Source organism: Burkholderia contaminans (assembly GCF_029633825.1).
Classification (GTDB): Bacteria; Pseudomonadota; Gammaproteobacteria; order Burkholderiales; family Burkholderiaceae; genus Burkholderia; species Burkholderia contaminans.
The window spans coordinates 612,967-626,349 of the sequence record NZ_CP090640.1; the positions used below are offsets into that span (position 1 = coordinate 612,967).

A 13,383-nucleotide genomic window follows, 5' to 3' on the forward strand; every position below is an offset into this window, starting at 1 on the left:
CATTTTCGCCAGGCTCATGGAACAGATCCGCATCCGTGGGGCGCGTACCCACAACCTGAAAAACGTCAATCTCGACCTGCCGCGCCACAAGCTGATCGTGATTACCGGGTTGTCCGGGTCGGGCAAGTCGTCGCTCGCGTTCGATACCCTTTATGCCGAAGGCCAGCGCCGCTACGTCGAAAGCCTGTCCGCGTATGCCCGCCAGTTCCTGCAGCTGATGGAGAAACCCGACGTCGACCTGATCGAAGGCCTGTCGCCGGCGATCTCGATCGAGCAGAAGGCGACGTCCCACAACCCGCGTTCGACCGTCGGCACGGTCACGGAAATCCACGACTACCTGCGACTTTTGTTCGCACGTGTCGGCACGCCGTACTGCCCCGACCACGACATCCCGCTGGAAGCGCAGAGCGTGTCGCAGATGGTCGACGCCGCGCTCGCGCTGCCCGAGGAAACCAAGCTGATGATCCTCGCGCCCGTCGTCGCGGACCGCAAGGGCGAGCATGCCGAGCTGTTCGAGGACATGCAGGCGCAGGGTTTCGTGCGCTTTCGCGTGCGCTCGGGCGGCGGCGCCGCGAACGAAGGCGTCGCAAAGATCTACGAGGTCGAGTCGCTGCCGAAGCTGAAGAAGAACGACAAGCACACGATCGACGTCGTCGTCGATCGTCTCAAGGTGCGCCCGGACATGAAGCAGCGGCTCGCCGAATCGTTCGAGACGGCGCTGCGCCTCGCCGACGGCCGCGCGATCGCGCTCGAGATGGACTCCGACCGCGAGTACCTGTTCAGCTCGAAGTTCGCGTGCCCGATCTGCTCGTACTCGCTGCAGGAGCTCGAGCCGCGCCTGTTCTCGTTCAACAACCCGATGGGCGCGTGCCCGGAATGCGACGGCCTCGGCCAGATCACGTTCTTCGACCCGAAGCGGGTCGTCGCGCACCCGTCGCTGTCGCTCGCCGCCGGCGCCGTGAAAGGCTGGGACCGCCGCAACCAGTTCTACTTCCAGATGCTGCAGAGTCTCGCGGCGTTCTACGAATTCGACATCGACGCCGCGTTCGAGGATCTGCCGGAAAAGATCCGGAAGGTGCTGCTGTTCGGCTCGGGCAAGCAGACGATCCCGTTCTCGTACATCAACGAGCGCGGCCGCACGACGATCCGCGAGCACGTGTTCGAAGGGATCATCCCGAACCTCGAGCGCCGTTACCGCGAGACCGATTCGGTCGCGGTGCGCGAAGAGCTGTCGAAGTACCAGAACAACCAGCCGTGCCCGTCGTGCGACGGCACGCGCCTGCGCCGCGAAGCGCGCCACGTGCGGATCGGCACGGGCGACTACGCGCGCGGCATCTTTGAAATCAGCGGCTGGCCGCTGCGCGACGCGCTCGGCTATTTCGACGGCCTGTCGCTCGACGGCGCGAAGCGCGAGATCGCCGACAAGGTCATCAAGGAAATCGTCGCGCGCCTCACCTTCCTGAACAACGTCGGCCTCGACTACCTGTCGCTCGAGCGCAGCGCGGAAACCCTGTCGGGCGGCGAGGCGCAGCGCATCCGGCTCGCGTCGCAGATCGGCTCGGGCCTCACGGGCGTGATGTACGTGCTCGACGAGCCGTCGATCGGCCTGCACCAGCGCGACAACGACCGCCTGATCGCGACCCTCAAGCACCTGCGCGACCTCGGCAACTCGGTGATCGTCGTCGAGCACGACGAGGACATGATCCGCACGGCCGACTACGTCGTCGACATGGGCCCGGGCGCCGGCGAGCACGGCGGCGTGATCGTGGCCGAGGGCACGCCGAAGCAGGTGCAGTCGAACCCGCAGTCGCTCACCGGCCAGTACCTGGTCGGCAAGCGCACGATCGAGTACCCGGACGAGCGGCTTGCCCCCGATCCCGAGCGGATGCTGCGCATCGTCGACGCGCACGGCAACAACCTGAAGCACGTCGACCTGGAGCTGCCGGTCGGCCTGCTGACCTGCATCACCGGCGTATCGGGCTCCGGCAAGTCGACGCTGATCAACGACACGCTGTACCACGCGGTCGCGCGCCACCTGTACGGCTCGTCGGCCGAGCCGGCGCCGCACGAGGCGATCGAGGGCCTCGAGCACTTCGACAAGGTGATCAACGTCGACCAGTCGCCGATCGGCCGCACGCCGCGCTCGAACCCGGCCACGTATACGGGCCTGTTCACGCCGATCCGCGAGCTGTTCTCCGGCGTGCCGACCTCGAAGGAGCGCGGCTACGATCCAGGCCGCTTCTCGTTCAACGTGAAGGGCGGCCGCTGCGAATCGTGCCAGGGCGACGGCGTGCTGAAGGTGGAAATGCACTTCCTGCCGGACGTCTACGTGCCGTGCGACGTGTGCCACGGCAAGCGCTACAACCGCGAAACGCTCGAAGTGCAGTACAAGGGCAAGAACATCAGCGAAGTGCTCGACATGACGGTCGAGCATGCGTACGAGTTCTTCAGCGCGGTGCCGGTCATCGCGCGCAAGCTGAAGACGCTGCTCGACGTCGGCCTCGGCTACATCCGCCTCGGCCAGTCGGCCACGACGCTGTCGGGCGGCGAGGCGCAGCGCGTGAAGCTGTCGCTCGAGCTCTCCAAGCGCGACACCGGCCGCACGCTGTACATCCTCGACGAGCCGACCACCGGCCTGCACTTCCACGACATCGCACTGCTGCTGGAAGTGATCCACCGGCTGCGCGACCAGGGCAACACGGTCGTGATCATCGAGCACAACCTCGACGTGATCAAGACGGCCGACTGGGTGATCGACCTCGGCCCCGAAGGCGGTGCCGGCGGCGGCCAGATCATCGCGCAGGGCACGCCCGAGCAGGTCGCGAAAACGAAGGCGAGCTTTACCGGCAAATATCTCGCGCCGCTGCTCAAGCGCACGGCCCGCAAGGTCGCGGCCGGCTGACGCGTCCCGCCTGCCTCCCGCGCGCGGCCGTCCGGCCGCGCGCCCTTGCGCACCGCCGAACCGGCCCCCCATTCTCGTTTTCCCTCCTGCGTTTACACCATGCGCCAAACGGCCCCGATGCGGACCATAATGGCGGCTATACTTTACGGTCGTAAGGTTCGCCGTACGCACCAATCCGGTGCGGCGCCGGGCGAACACGGCTCTGCCGCGCATTCCGCGGCATGACACACGAACGACAGGAATCCACGATGGAGAAGCAACCAGACTCGTCGCGCGATGCGCAGAATCGCGAACCGCACCTGCGCAGCGTGCGGCTGACGAGCGACTTCAGCCTGCCGAAGCTGTCGGCACTCGAGATCGGCAGCTATGCGTTCGCGATCCTCGCGATGTGGCTCGTGATCGAACTCAAGCTGCTCGGCGGGTTGCTGGCCGGCCTGCTGGTCTACCAGCTGATTCACACGATCGCCCCCGTGATCGAGCGCCACACCACGAGCATGCGCGCGCGCTGGGTCGCCGTCGTGCTGCTGTCGATCGCGATCGTCGGCGCGTTGACGGGCCTGACGATCGGCATCATCGAACACTTCGAGCGCACGGTGCCGAACCTGCAAAGCCTGCTCGACCAGCTGATGCAGATCGTCGAGCAGACCCGCGCCCGCACGCCGGCCTGGATCGCGAACCTGCTGCCCGTCGACGTCGAGCAGATGAAGACGAAGGCTGCCGTGCTGATGCACTCGCACATGGACCAGCTCCAGCAAAGCGGCAAGAGCGTCGCGCGCGGCTTCGGCCACGTGCTGTTCGGGATGATCATCGGCGCGATGATCGCGATCGGCGTCGAACACGGCAAGGTGCGTCGTCCGCTGTCCACCGCGCTCGTCACGCGCGTGTCGCGCTTCGCCGACGCTTTCCGCCGGATCGTGTTCGCGCAGATCAAGATCTCGGCGATCAACGCGACGTTCACCGGCATCTACCTGCTCGTCGCGCTGCCGATCTTCCACCAGCGGCTGCCGCTGTCGAAAACGCTCGTGCTCGTCACGTTCATCGTCGGCCTGCTGCCCGTGATCGGCAACCTGATCTCGAACACGCTGATCGTCGCCGTGTCGCTGTCGGTCAGCATGGGCACCGCGATCGCGTCGCTGGCGTTCCTCGTGATCATCCACAAGCTCGAATACTTCCTGAACGCGAAGATCATCGGCGGCCAGATCGAGTCGCGCGCCTGGGAGCTGCTGCTCGCGATGCTGATCATGGAGGCCGCGTTCGGGCTGCCGGGCGTGATCGCCGCGCCGATCTTCTACGCGTACGTGAAACGCGAGCTGTACCTGCTGCGGCTGATCTGAAGCAGCCCGGCCGCCAGCGCAGCGATAAAAAAACGCCGCGCCCCGAGAAGGGCGCGGCGTTTTTGTTTTGGGGGGGCCGGCGATCCGGCGGCCGGCCGGGGCCAGGCCATCCGGCGCCCGCCGAATCAGCGAAACACGACCGTCTTCGTCCCGTTCAGCACGATCCGGTGCTCGACGTGCCACTTCACCGCGCGCGCAAGCGTCACGCATTCGACGTCGCGGCCGATCGCGGTCAGCTGGTCGGGCGTCATGCTGTGGTCGACGCGCTCGACTTCCTGCTCGATGATCGGGCCTTCGTCGAGATCGGTCGTCACGTAGTGCGCGGTCGCGCCGATCAGCTTCACGCCACGGTCGAACGCCTGATAGTAAGGCTTCGCGCCCTTGAAGCTCGGCAGGAACGAATGGTGGATGTTGATCGCGCGGCCGGCGAGCTGCTTGCACAGGTTCGGCGACAGGATCTGCATGTAGCGCGCGAGCACCACGAGATCGGCCTGGTGCTCATCGATCACTTCCAGCACGCGCGCTTCCTGCGCGGCCTTCGCGGCATCGGACGAGCCGCCGATCAGCGGGAAGTGATGGAACGGGATGTTGTAGCTCGCGGCGAGCTGGTAGAACTCCTTGTGGTTCGACACGATCGCCGGGATCTCGATCGGCAGCTGGCCGGTGCGATAGCGGAACAGCAGGTCGTTCAGGCAGTGGCCGATCTTCGACACCATGATCACGACGCGCGGCTTCACGGCCGCGTCATGCAGCTCCCAGCGCATCGAGAACTGTTCGGCGAGCGGCGCGAATTCCTTGCGAAGCGTGTCGAGCGCCGACGCGGCATCCGCGCCGCCGCCGTCCTGCTCGAAGTGCACGCGCATGAAGAATTCACTGGTGCGGCTGTCGCCGAACTGCGCCGAATCGAGGATGTTGTTGCTGCGCTCGAACAGGAAGCCCGAGACCGCATGGACGATGCCGTGCCGGTCGGGGCACGACAGTTTCAAGATAAAGCTGTGATCGGTCGGCATGACCGCTACTCCCTTCGTTTCCGTATTCGTCAAATTGCCCGTTCGCACCGCCAGGCTGCGTGCGCGGCACGCGTCACGCGGCCGGTGCGAACAGGGCGTCGATGCCCGCCGCGTCTGCCGCCGGGATCCAGCGGTGGCGCAGCAGCGTATCGAGCGTCGCGAGGCTCGCATCCATTGTCGCGCGGCCGGCGCGCAGCCAGCCGATCACCTCGGGCACACCGGCCAGCAGGTGCTCGGCCACTTCGCCGTCCTGGTTGCGCGGCGCGAAGTCGCGCGGCAGCGGCAGGTCGTACACGAAGATCAGTTCGGACTGCGTGCCTTCCGGCAGCGAGCACAGCACCTGCACCGCGCGGCCGGCGATCGCGCGCGCGGCCAGTTCGGCCGGAATGCCGGCTTCTTCCCAGCATTCCTTCGCGAGCGTCTCGTGAACGCCCAGCCCCCAGCCGATCCCGCCCGCGACGACGTTGTCGAGCATGCCGGGATCGGTTGCCTTGGTCTCGCTGCGGCGGCCGAGCCACATCTGCGGCGCGGCAGCGGCGGGCGGCTCGCCCGGTGCAGCCGCATATTCTACGATGCCGTTCAGATGCACCGCGTAAGTCTGCGTACCGAAAAAACGCGACGCGGCGCGCTCGATATACGCGAGCGGCGGATCGTCGAAGCGGTTGCGGATCGCGTAGATCTCGTCGCGCCAGCCGGGAATCGCGCCTTCGGCCGCGAGCGCGCCGATCGCGCTCGCCAGCGCCATGCTGCGCGCGTCGACCGAGTCGTAGCGCGCCGACAGCACGACGCGCTCGTCGGTCAGCTCGAACACGTCGGGCCAGCGGGCGAGCATCGCAACGTCCTGGCGGCGCACCCAGCCGACCGCCTGGCCGGCGATCTCGAAACGCAGGTGCGCGGCCGGATCGAAGCGGCGCGCGGCCGCAATGCACGGAAACGTCATCGCGATCAGTCCTTCAGCGCGACGCGGATGCCGATTGCGATGAACGTCGCGCCGGCGATCCGGTCGAGCCACACGCCGGTCTTCGGGCGGCGCTTCAGCCATGCGCCGATCATGCCCGCGCCGACGCCGAACAGCGAAAAGATCGCGGCCGTCTGCAGCATGAACAGCGCGCCGAGTTCGAACATCTGCAGCGTCACGCTCTGCGCGCCGTGCGGATCGACGAACTGCGGCAGGAACACGACGAAAAACAGCGTGACCTTCGGGTTCATCAGGTTGCCGATCACGCTCTGCCGGAAGATCGTGCCGAGCGGCTGCGGCGGGCGCGCGTGCGCATTCGAGAGTCCCTGGCTGCGCAGCGCCTTGATGCCGATCCACACGAGGTACGCGGCACCCGCGAGCTTCAGGATCTCGAACGCGACCGGCGACGAACGCAGCACGGCCGCGACGCCGAGCGCCGCGAGCGTCGTGTGGAACAGGATCCCGGCCGTGAAGCCGAGCGCGGCGACGAAACCGGCCGCGCGGCCCTGCGAGATGCCGCGTGCGAGCACCTGCAGGTTGTCGGGACCCGGCGCGAACGTGATCGCGATCGACGTGGCGAGAAACAGCATGAAGTTGGGCATCGTGACCTCGCTGCGTAACGTGGAAGGCTCGGGCAGGCCGGCGTTCAGTGGCCGGCGAATTCGGTGACGGTGTAGACGGGCAGTCCCGCATTGCGCAGCAGCGCCGAGCCGCCGAGATCGGGCAGGTCGATGATCGCCGCGCCTTCGACGACTTCCGCGCCGAGCCGCTGCAGCAGGTTGCGCCCCGCCATCATCGTGCCGCCGGTCGCGATCAGGTCGTCCATGATGATCACGCGGTCGCCGGGGCGGCACGCGTCTTCGTGGATCTCGACCGTCGCGCTGCCGTATTCGAGGTCGTACGATTCCGAGCGCGTCTTGTACGGCAGCTTGCCGACCTTGCGGATCGGCACGAAGCCGACGCTCAGCTCGTACGCGACGATCGGCGCGATGATGAAGCCGCGCGCGTCGAGCCCCGCGACGTAGTCGAGTTTCGCATCGACATAGCGCTCGACGAACAGGTCGACGAGGATGCGCAGCGCCTTCGGGCTCTGCAGCAGCGTCGTAATGTCGCGGAACATCACGCCCGGCTGCGGCCAGTCGGGCACCGTGCGGATCTGGCTGTGGATGAAGGCGACCGGATCGAGCGGTGCGCCCGACGACGAATGCGGCATGAAACTCTCCGAAAAAAACGGTGCGCGAAGATCGGGCACCGTTTCGAATAAATACGGGTCAGGTTATCAAACCAGGCGCGCCTCAGGCGGCCGCGACCGGCGGATCGCGCCGATGGCGCGACAGCCGCTCCTCTGCGAGCGCGAGCGCCTCGGGCAGCCCGCGCAGCACGACGATGTCGCTCGCGCGCAGCTTGGTTTGCGGATCGGGTTCGACGCCGCGGATACCGTGCCGGCGAATCGCCGTGACTTCGAGGCCGAGCGCATACAGCCCCAGTTCCTCCAGCGAACGCCCGACCGCGTCCGCGCGCGCATCGACCGGCACCGATTGTAGCCGCACCTGCTCGTGGTCGTCGTCGTCCGCGTCGTCCGCGCCGCGGAAATAGCCGCGCAGCAGGCTGTAGCGTTCGTCGCGCATTTCCTCGACGCGCCGCACGACCTTGCGCATCGGCACGCCGACCAGCACCAGCGTGTGCGACGCGAGCATCAGGCTGCCCTCGACGATCTCCGGAATCACTTCGGTCGCGCCGGCTGCGAGCAGTTTCTCGAGATCGGCATCGTCGACGGTACGCACGATCGCGGGCAGCGTCGGCTCGAGTTCGTGCACGTGATGCAGCACCCGCAGCGCGGACGGCGTGTTCGCGTAGGTGATCGCCACCGCCGCCGCACGGTGGATACCGGCCGCGAGCAGCGACTCGCGGCGCGCCGCGTCGCCGAACACGACCGATTCGCCGGCCGCCGCGGCCGCACTCACCCGATCGGGGTCGAGGTCGAGCGCAACGTACGAAATGCCTTCCTGTTCGAGCATCCGCGCCAGGTTCTGGCCCGCGCGGCCGTAGCCGCAGATGATCACGTGGCCGCGCTGCTTGAGGCTTTGCGTCGCGATCCGCGTCATCTGCAGCGACTGCTGCATCCATTCGGTCGACGACAGCCGCATCACGATCCGGTCGGCGTTCTGGATCAGGAACGGCGCCGCGAGCATCGACAGCAGCATCGACGCGAGGATCGCCTGCAGCAGCGTCGAATCGACGAGATGCCGGTCGAGGATCAGGTTCAGCAGCACGAAGCCGAATTCGCCGGCCTGCGCGAGCCCGATGCCGGTGCGCATCGCGACGCCCGGTGTCGCGCCGAACAGCCGCGCGAGCCCGGCGATCATGGTCGCCTTGAACAGGATCTGCCCGACGAAGAAACCGAGCACGAGCAACGGGTGCTCCCAGATCACGCGCGGGTCGAGCAGCATCCCGGTCGTCACGAAGAACAGGCCGAGCAGCACGTCGCGGAACGGCTTGATGTCCTCCTCCACCTGATGGCGGAACGGCGTCTCGGAGATCAGCATCCCCGCAATGAACGCGCCGAGCGCCAGCGACAGGCCGAAGCGGTCGGTGATGAACGCGGCGCCGAGCGTGACGAGCAGCAGGTTCAGCACGAACAGTTCCTGCGAGCGGCGCCGCGCGACGACGTTGAGCCAGCGCGTCATGAAGCGCTGGCCGATGACCAGCAGCAGCGTGAGCGCGATCACGATCTTGACGGCCGCGAAGCCGAGCGTGATCGCGAGGTCCTTCGACGATTCCGCGCCGAACGCGGCGATCACGATCAGCAGCGGCACCACCGCGAGATCCTGGAACAGCAGCACGCCGAAGATGTTGCGGCCGTGCTCGGTCTCGATCTCGAGCCGCTCGGCGAGCATCTTCGACACGATCGCCGTCGACGACATCGCGAGCGCGCCGCCGAGCGCGATGCTGCCCTGCCACGTGATGTGCACCCAGTGCTCGAACAGCATGCCCAGCACGAGCGCGAGCACGAGCGTCGCGACGACCTGCAGCAGCCCGAGCCCGAACACGAGCCGCTGCATCGCCCTCAGCTTCGCCAGCGAGAACTCGAGGCCGATCGAAAACATCAGGAACACCACGCCGAATTCCGCGAGATGCTCGGCCCGCTCCAGATCCGCCGCGATGCCGAACGCGTGCGGGCCGACCAGGATGCCGACGGTCAGGTAGCCGAGCATCGGCGGCAGGTTCAACGAGCGGAATACGACGACGCCCACCACTGAGGCCAGCAGCAGCAGCAGGGTCATTTCGAGCGGGGAAATCACGGGCGAAGCGTCCTCGTTCGTCGGGGCCACGGCAATGCGGGCGCGGGTGGTGGCGGTGGTCAGGCGACCTCGGACGAGTCCGAAGGCCCGGCGCGGCGAACAAACGCCTTTGCTATACTCCGCGCATGATAGCGAAAATCAATGATGACCGGGCGCTCGCGCTCGCCCGCGACGTGCTCGACATCGAGGCGGACGCCGTGCGCGCGCTGCGCGACCAGCTCGACGGCGGGTTCGTCCAGGCCGTCGCGCTGCTGCTCGGCTGCCGCGGCCGCGTGGTGGTATCCGGTATCGGCAAATCGGGGCATATCGCCCGCAAGATCGCGGCCACGCTGGCCAGCACCGGCACGCCGGCGTTCTTCGTCCACCCTGCCGAGGCCAGCCACGGCGACCTCGGGATGGTCACCTCCGACGACGTCTTCATCGGCATCTCCTATTCCGGCGAATCCGAAGAACTCGTGGCGATCCTGCCGCTCGTGAAGCGGATCGGCGCGAAGCTGATCGCGATCACGGGCCGTGCGGAATCGAGCCTCGGCACGCTCGCCGACGTGAACCTGAACGCCGCGGTCTCGAAAGAGGCCTGCCCGATGAATCTCGCGCCCACGGCGAGCACGACCGCCGCGCTCGCACTCGGCGACGCGCTCGCCGTGGCGGTGCTCGACGCGCGCGGCTTCGGCTCGGAAGATTTCGCGCGCTCGCACCCGGGCGGCGCACTGGGCCGGCGCCTGCTCACCTACGTGCGTGACGTGATGCGCTCGGGCGACGACGTCCCGTCCGTCGGGCTCGACGCGACGCTGTCGGACGCCCTGTTCCAGATCACCGCGAAGCGCCTCGGCATGACCGCCGTCGTCGACGCCGGCGGCAAGGTCGCGGGCATCTTCACCGACGGCGACCTGCGCCGCGTGCTCGCGCGCGACGGCGACTTCCGCACGCTGCCGATCACCGACGTGATGACGCGCGACCCGCGCACGGTTGCGCCGGATCACCTGGCGGTCGAGGCCGTGGAACTGATGGAGCGCCACCGGATCAACCAGATGCTGGTGGTCGATGCCGACGGCGTGCTGATCGGCGCGCTGAACATGCACGACCTGTTTTCGAAGAAGGTGATCTGATGAGCGCAGCGCTGACTGCGGCCGAACGCGCGAGCCGCGTGAAGCTGATGATTTTCGACGTCGACGGTGTGCTGACCGACGGCGGCCTGCTGTTTACCGCGGCCGGCGACACGATGAAATCGTTCAATTCTCTCGACGGCCACGGCGTGAAGCTGCTCGGCGAAGCCGGCATCGCGACCGCGATCATCACGGGCCGCCGCTCGGAGATCGTCGCGGCGCGCGCGAAGGAAATGAAGATCGCGCACCTGTTCCAGGGCGTCGAGGACAAGCTCGCCGTGTTCACCGACCTGATCGCCTCGCTCGGCCTCACCGCCGACCAGTGCGGCTACATGGGCGACGATTGGCCCGACCTGCCCGTGATGCTGCGCTGCGGCCTCGCGACTGCCCCCGCGAACGCGCACCCCGAGGTGATCGCCCGCGCGCACTGGGTGGCCGAGGCCCGCGGCGGCCATGGCGCCGTCCGCGAAGTCTGCGACGCGATCCTGCGGGCGCAGCGCCGCTACGATGCGCTGCTCGCGGCCGCCTGCGGAGCCTGACGGATGAACAAGCATTTCCGCTGGACCCAGCTGCTGCCGCTCGCCGCGGTCGCCGCGCTCGCGGGCATCACCTGGTGGCTGCTGCAGGCCACGCTGCCGCCGCCCGGCGAGGGCACCGTGCAACCGAAGCGCCACACGCCCGACTATTTCGCGGACAACTTCTCGGTCACCGAGCTCGACCAGACCGGCACGACCCAGTACCGGCTGACGGCCGCGAAGCTGATCCATTACGAAGACACCGAAGACAGCGACCTGACCGATCCGGCCATGCGCGCGTTCCAGCCCGGCAAGCCGGTCGTGACGACCACCTCGAAGCGCGGCACCGTCAACGGCGACGTGTCGATCGTCGACTTGTACGACGACGCGCGCATCCTGCGTGCGGCCGGCGGCGGCGATCCGCAGATGCAGGCTGATTCCCAGCATTTCCGCATCTTCGTCAATGACGATGTGATCCAGACCGAAAAGCCGGTTAAACTTCAGCGCGGCCTGTCGCTCGTCAACGCGACCGACGGCATGAAGTACAACAACGTCACCCGGGTCATCGAGCTTTACGGCAACGTGCGCGGCACGATCGCCGCGCAGGACACGTCCGGCGGCTCGAAAGGTCAACCCAAGTGACGCATCCCTCACGTGACTGCATGAACGAATCGTTCCCTCGACAGATTTCCGGCGGCGCTGCGCGCGCCGTCCGCGCCGCGCTTGCCGCGACGCTCGTGGCGCTCCCGCTCGTCGGGCTGGCGCCGCTCGCCCATGCCGAGAAGGCCGACCAAAGCAAGCCGATCAACGTCGAGGCCGACAACCTGACCTATGACGACCTGAAGCAGGTCACGGTCGCGACCGGCAACGTCGTGATCACGAAGGGCACGATCATCATCAAGGGCGATCGCGTCGAAGTGCGCCAGGACCCGGAAGGCTATCAGTACGCCACTTCGTTCGGCAGCGGCAAGAAGCACGCGACGTTCCGCCAGAAGCGCGAAGGCCTCGACGAATACATCGACGGCGACGCCGAGCGCATCGACTACGACGGCAAGCAGGACCTGACCACGCTGACCACCGCCGCGACCGTGCGCCGCCTGCAGGGTACGTCGACCATCGCCGATACCGTGCACGGCAGCGTGATCACGTACGACGGCCAGCGCGACTTCTACACTGCGAAGGGCGGCAAGGACGTCGCCGCGCCGGGCAACCCGAACGGCCGTGTGCGCGCGATGCTGTCGCCGAAGAACGGCGGCCCCGCGCCGCTGAATGGCGCGCCGGCAAAGCTGTCGCCGTCGACCACGATCCAGGGGGCGCCGGGCCAATGAACGCGCTACCGAACCGCCAGCCGGCCGGCACGACGAGCTCGCTCGTCGTCCGCAACCTGAAGAAGCGCTACGGCTCGCGCACGGTCGTCAAGGACGTGTCGCTCGACGTGAAAAGCGGCGAAGTCGTCGGCCTGCTCGGCCCGAACGGCGCCGGCAAGACCACGTCGTTCTACATGATTGTCGGCCTGGTGCCGCTCGACGCGGGCGAGATCTCGCTGAACGGCAGCTCGATCAGCCTGCTGCCGATCCACAAGCGCGCATCGCTCGGCCTGTCGTACCTGCCGCAGGAAGCGTCCGTGTTCCGCAAGCTGACCGTGGAGGAAAACATCCGCGCGGTGCTCGAGCTGCAGCACGGCGAAGACGGCAAGCGGCTGTCGAAGGACGCGATCTCGTCGCGCGCCGAAGCACTGCTCGACGAGCTGCAGATCGCCCATCTGCGCGAGAATCCCGCGCTGTCGCTGTCGGGCGGCGAACGGCGCCGGGTCGAAATCGCGCGCGCGCTGGCCACCAACCCGAACTTCATCCTGCTTGACGAACCGTTCGCCGGCGTCGACCCGATCGCGGTGCTCGAGATCCAGAAGATCGTCAAGTTCCTGAAGCAGCGCAACATCGGCGTGTTGATTACCGATCACAACGTCCGCGAAACACTCGGCATCTGCGACCACGCCTACATCATCAGCGACGGCTCGGTGCTCGCCGCCGGTGCGCCGAGCGAAATCATCGAAAACGAAAGCGTACGCCGCGTGTACCTCGGCGAACACTTCCGGATGTAACTCCTCCTCGTGGCTGGCTGCACCCCGCCCGGCATGGCCGCGCGGGGCCGCGCCCGCTTCGCGGCCATGCCCGCGGCCGGGCGGCGCGCCGCGCGTAATCGCGGATGGCTCAACGCGCCTGGGTCGTGGCAAACTGCCGGTATGACTCCCTCCTT

General features: G+C 67.3%; 12 protein-coding genes. 7 read left to right on the forward strand and 5 right to left on the reverse strand.

The window, feature by feature from the left end; all coding sequences use genetic code 11:
- Positions 1–16: 16 nt before the first annotated feature.
- Positions 17–2,902 (forward strand): excinuclease ABC subunit UvrA, encoded by a 2,886-nt coding sequence (uvrA, locus tag LXE91_RS02885; RefSeq protein WP_039345985.1) that lies wholly within the window; start codon positions 17–19, stop codon positions 2,900–2,902.
- A 248-nt stretch (positions 2,903–3,150) separates the two neighbouring features.
- Complete coding sequence (locus LXE91_RS02890) at positions 3,151–4,236, forward strand: AI-2E family transporter (RefSeq protein WP_039345986.1); 1,086 nt, start codon at positions 3,151–3,153, stop codon at positions 4,234–4,236.
- Between the two features lie 125 nt (positions 4,237–4,361).
- Here LXE91_RS02890 and purU read toward each other — a convergent pair whose 3' ends face one another.
- The 5 genes from purU to LXE91_RS02915 all read right to left on the reverse strand — a co-directional run bounded on the left by purU (position 4,362) and on the right by LXE91_RS02915 (position 9,506).
- Entirely contained in the window at positions 4,362–5,246 is an 885-nt protein-coding gene (purU, locus tag LXE91_RS02895; protein WP_039345989.1) for a formyltetrahydrofolate deformylase, read from the reverse strand.
- Positions 5,247–5,319: 73 nt separating this feature from the next.
- The gene (locus LXE91_RS02900; RefSeq protein ID WP_039345991.1) at positions 5,320–6,186 is read right to left on the reverse strand and encodes an NUDIX hydrolase; all 867 of its coding nucleotides are present in this window, start codon (positions 6,184–6,186) and stop codon (positions 5,320–5,322) included.
- A gap of 5 nt (positions 6,187–6,191) precedes the next feature.
- Positions 6,192–6,806: a LysE family translocator gene (locus LXE91_RS02905; protein WP_039345995.1), complete on the reverse strand. Its 615-nt coding sequence runs from the start codon at positions 6,804–6,806 to the stop codon at positions 6,192–6,194.
- 44 nt (positions 6,807–6,850) lie between these two features.
- A complete protein-coding gene (locus LXE91_RS02910; protein WP_011353218.1) occupies positions 6,851–7,417 on the reverse strand; it encodes an adenine phosphoribosyltransferase in 567 nt (188 codons plus the stop codon).
- An 82-nt stretch (positions 7,418–7,499) separates the two neighbouring features.
- Positions 7,500–9,506 carry a monovalent cation:proton antiporter family protein gene (locus tag LXE91_RS02915; protein WP_039346501.1) on the reverse strand — a complete coding sequence of 669 codons (2,007 nt, stop codon included), beginning with the start codon at positions 9,504–9,506 and terminating at the stop codon, positions 7,500–7,502.
- Between the two features lie 125 nt (positions 9,507–9,631).
- Here LXE91_RS02915 and kdsD point away from each other — a divergent pair, with 125 nt between their 5' ends.
- Genes kdsD through lptB form a run of 5 tightly spaced genes read left to right on the forward strand, consistent with a single transcriptional unit; the run spans position 9,632 to position 13,228 of the window.
- Positions 9,632–10,615, forward strand: coding sequence for an arabinose 5-phosphate isomerase KdsD (kdsD, locus tag LXE91_RS02920; RefSeq protein ID WP_039345999.1), 984 nt, complete (start codon positions 9,632–9,634; stop codon positions 10,613–10,615).
- Positions 10,615–11,151: a KdsC family phosphatase gene (locus tag LXE91_RS02925; protein WP_039346001.1), complete on the forward strand. Its 537-nt coding sequence runs from the start codon at positions 10,615–10,617 to the stop codon at positions 11,149–11,151. Before kdsD ends, LXE91_RS02925 begins: the two co-directional genes overlap by 1 nt.
- A gap of 3 nt (positions 11,152–11,154) precedes the next feature.
- The gene (lptC, locus tag LXE91_RS02930) at positions 11,155–11,769 is read left to right on the forward strand and encodes an LPS export ABC transporter periplasmic protein LptC (RefSeq protein WP_039346004.1); all 615 of its coding nucleotides are present in this window, start codon (positions 11,155–11,157) and stop codon (positions 11,767–11,769) included.
- 20 nt (positions 11,770–11,789) lie between these two features.
- Positions 11,790–12,455: a lipopolysaccharide transport periplasmic protein LptA gene (gene lptA / locus LXE91_RS02935; RefSeq protein WP_039346006.1), complete on the forward strand. Its 666-nt coding sequence runs from the start codon at positions 11,790–11,792 to the stop codon at positions 12,453–12,455.
- On the forward strand, positions 12,452–13,228 hold the full coding sequence (lptB, locus tag LXE91_RS02940; protein WP_039346017.1) for an LPS export ABC transporter ATP-binding protein: 777 nt from the start codon (positions 12,452–12,454) through the stop codon (positions 13,226–13,228). The genes lptA and lptB overlap by 4 nt, the downstream gene beginning before the upstream one ends.
- Positions 13,229–13,383: the final 155 nt, after the last annotated feature.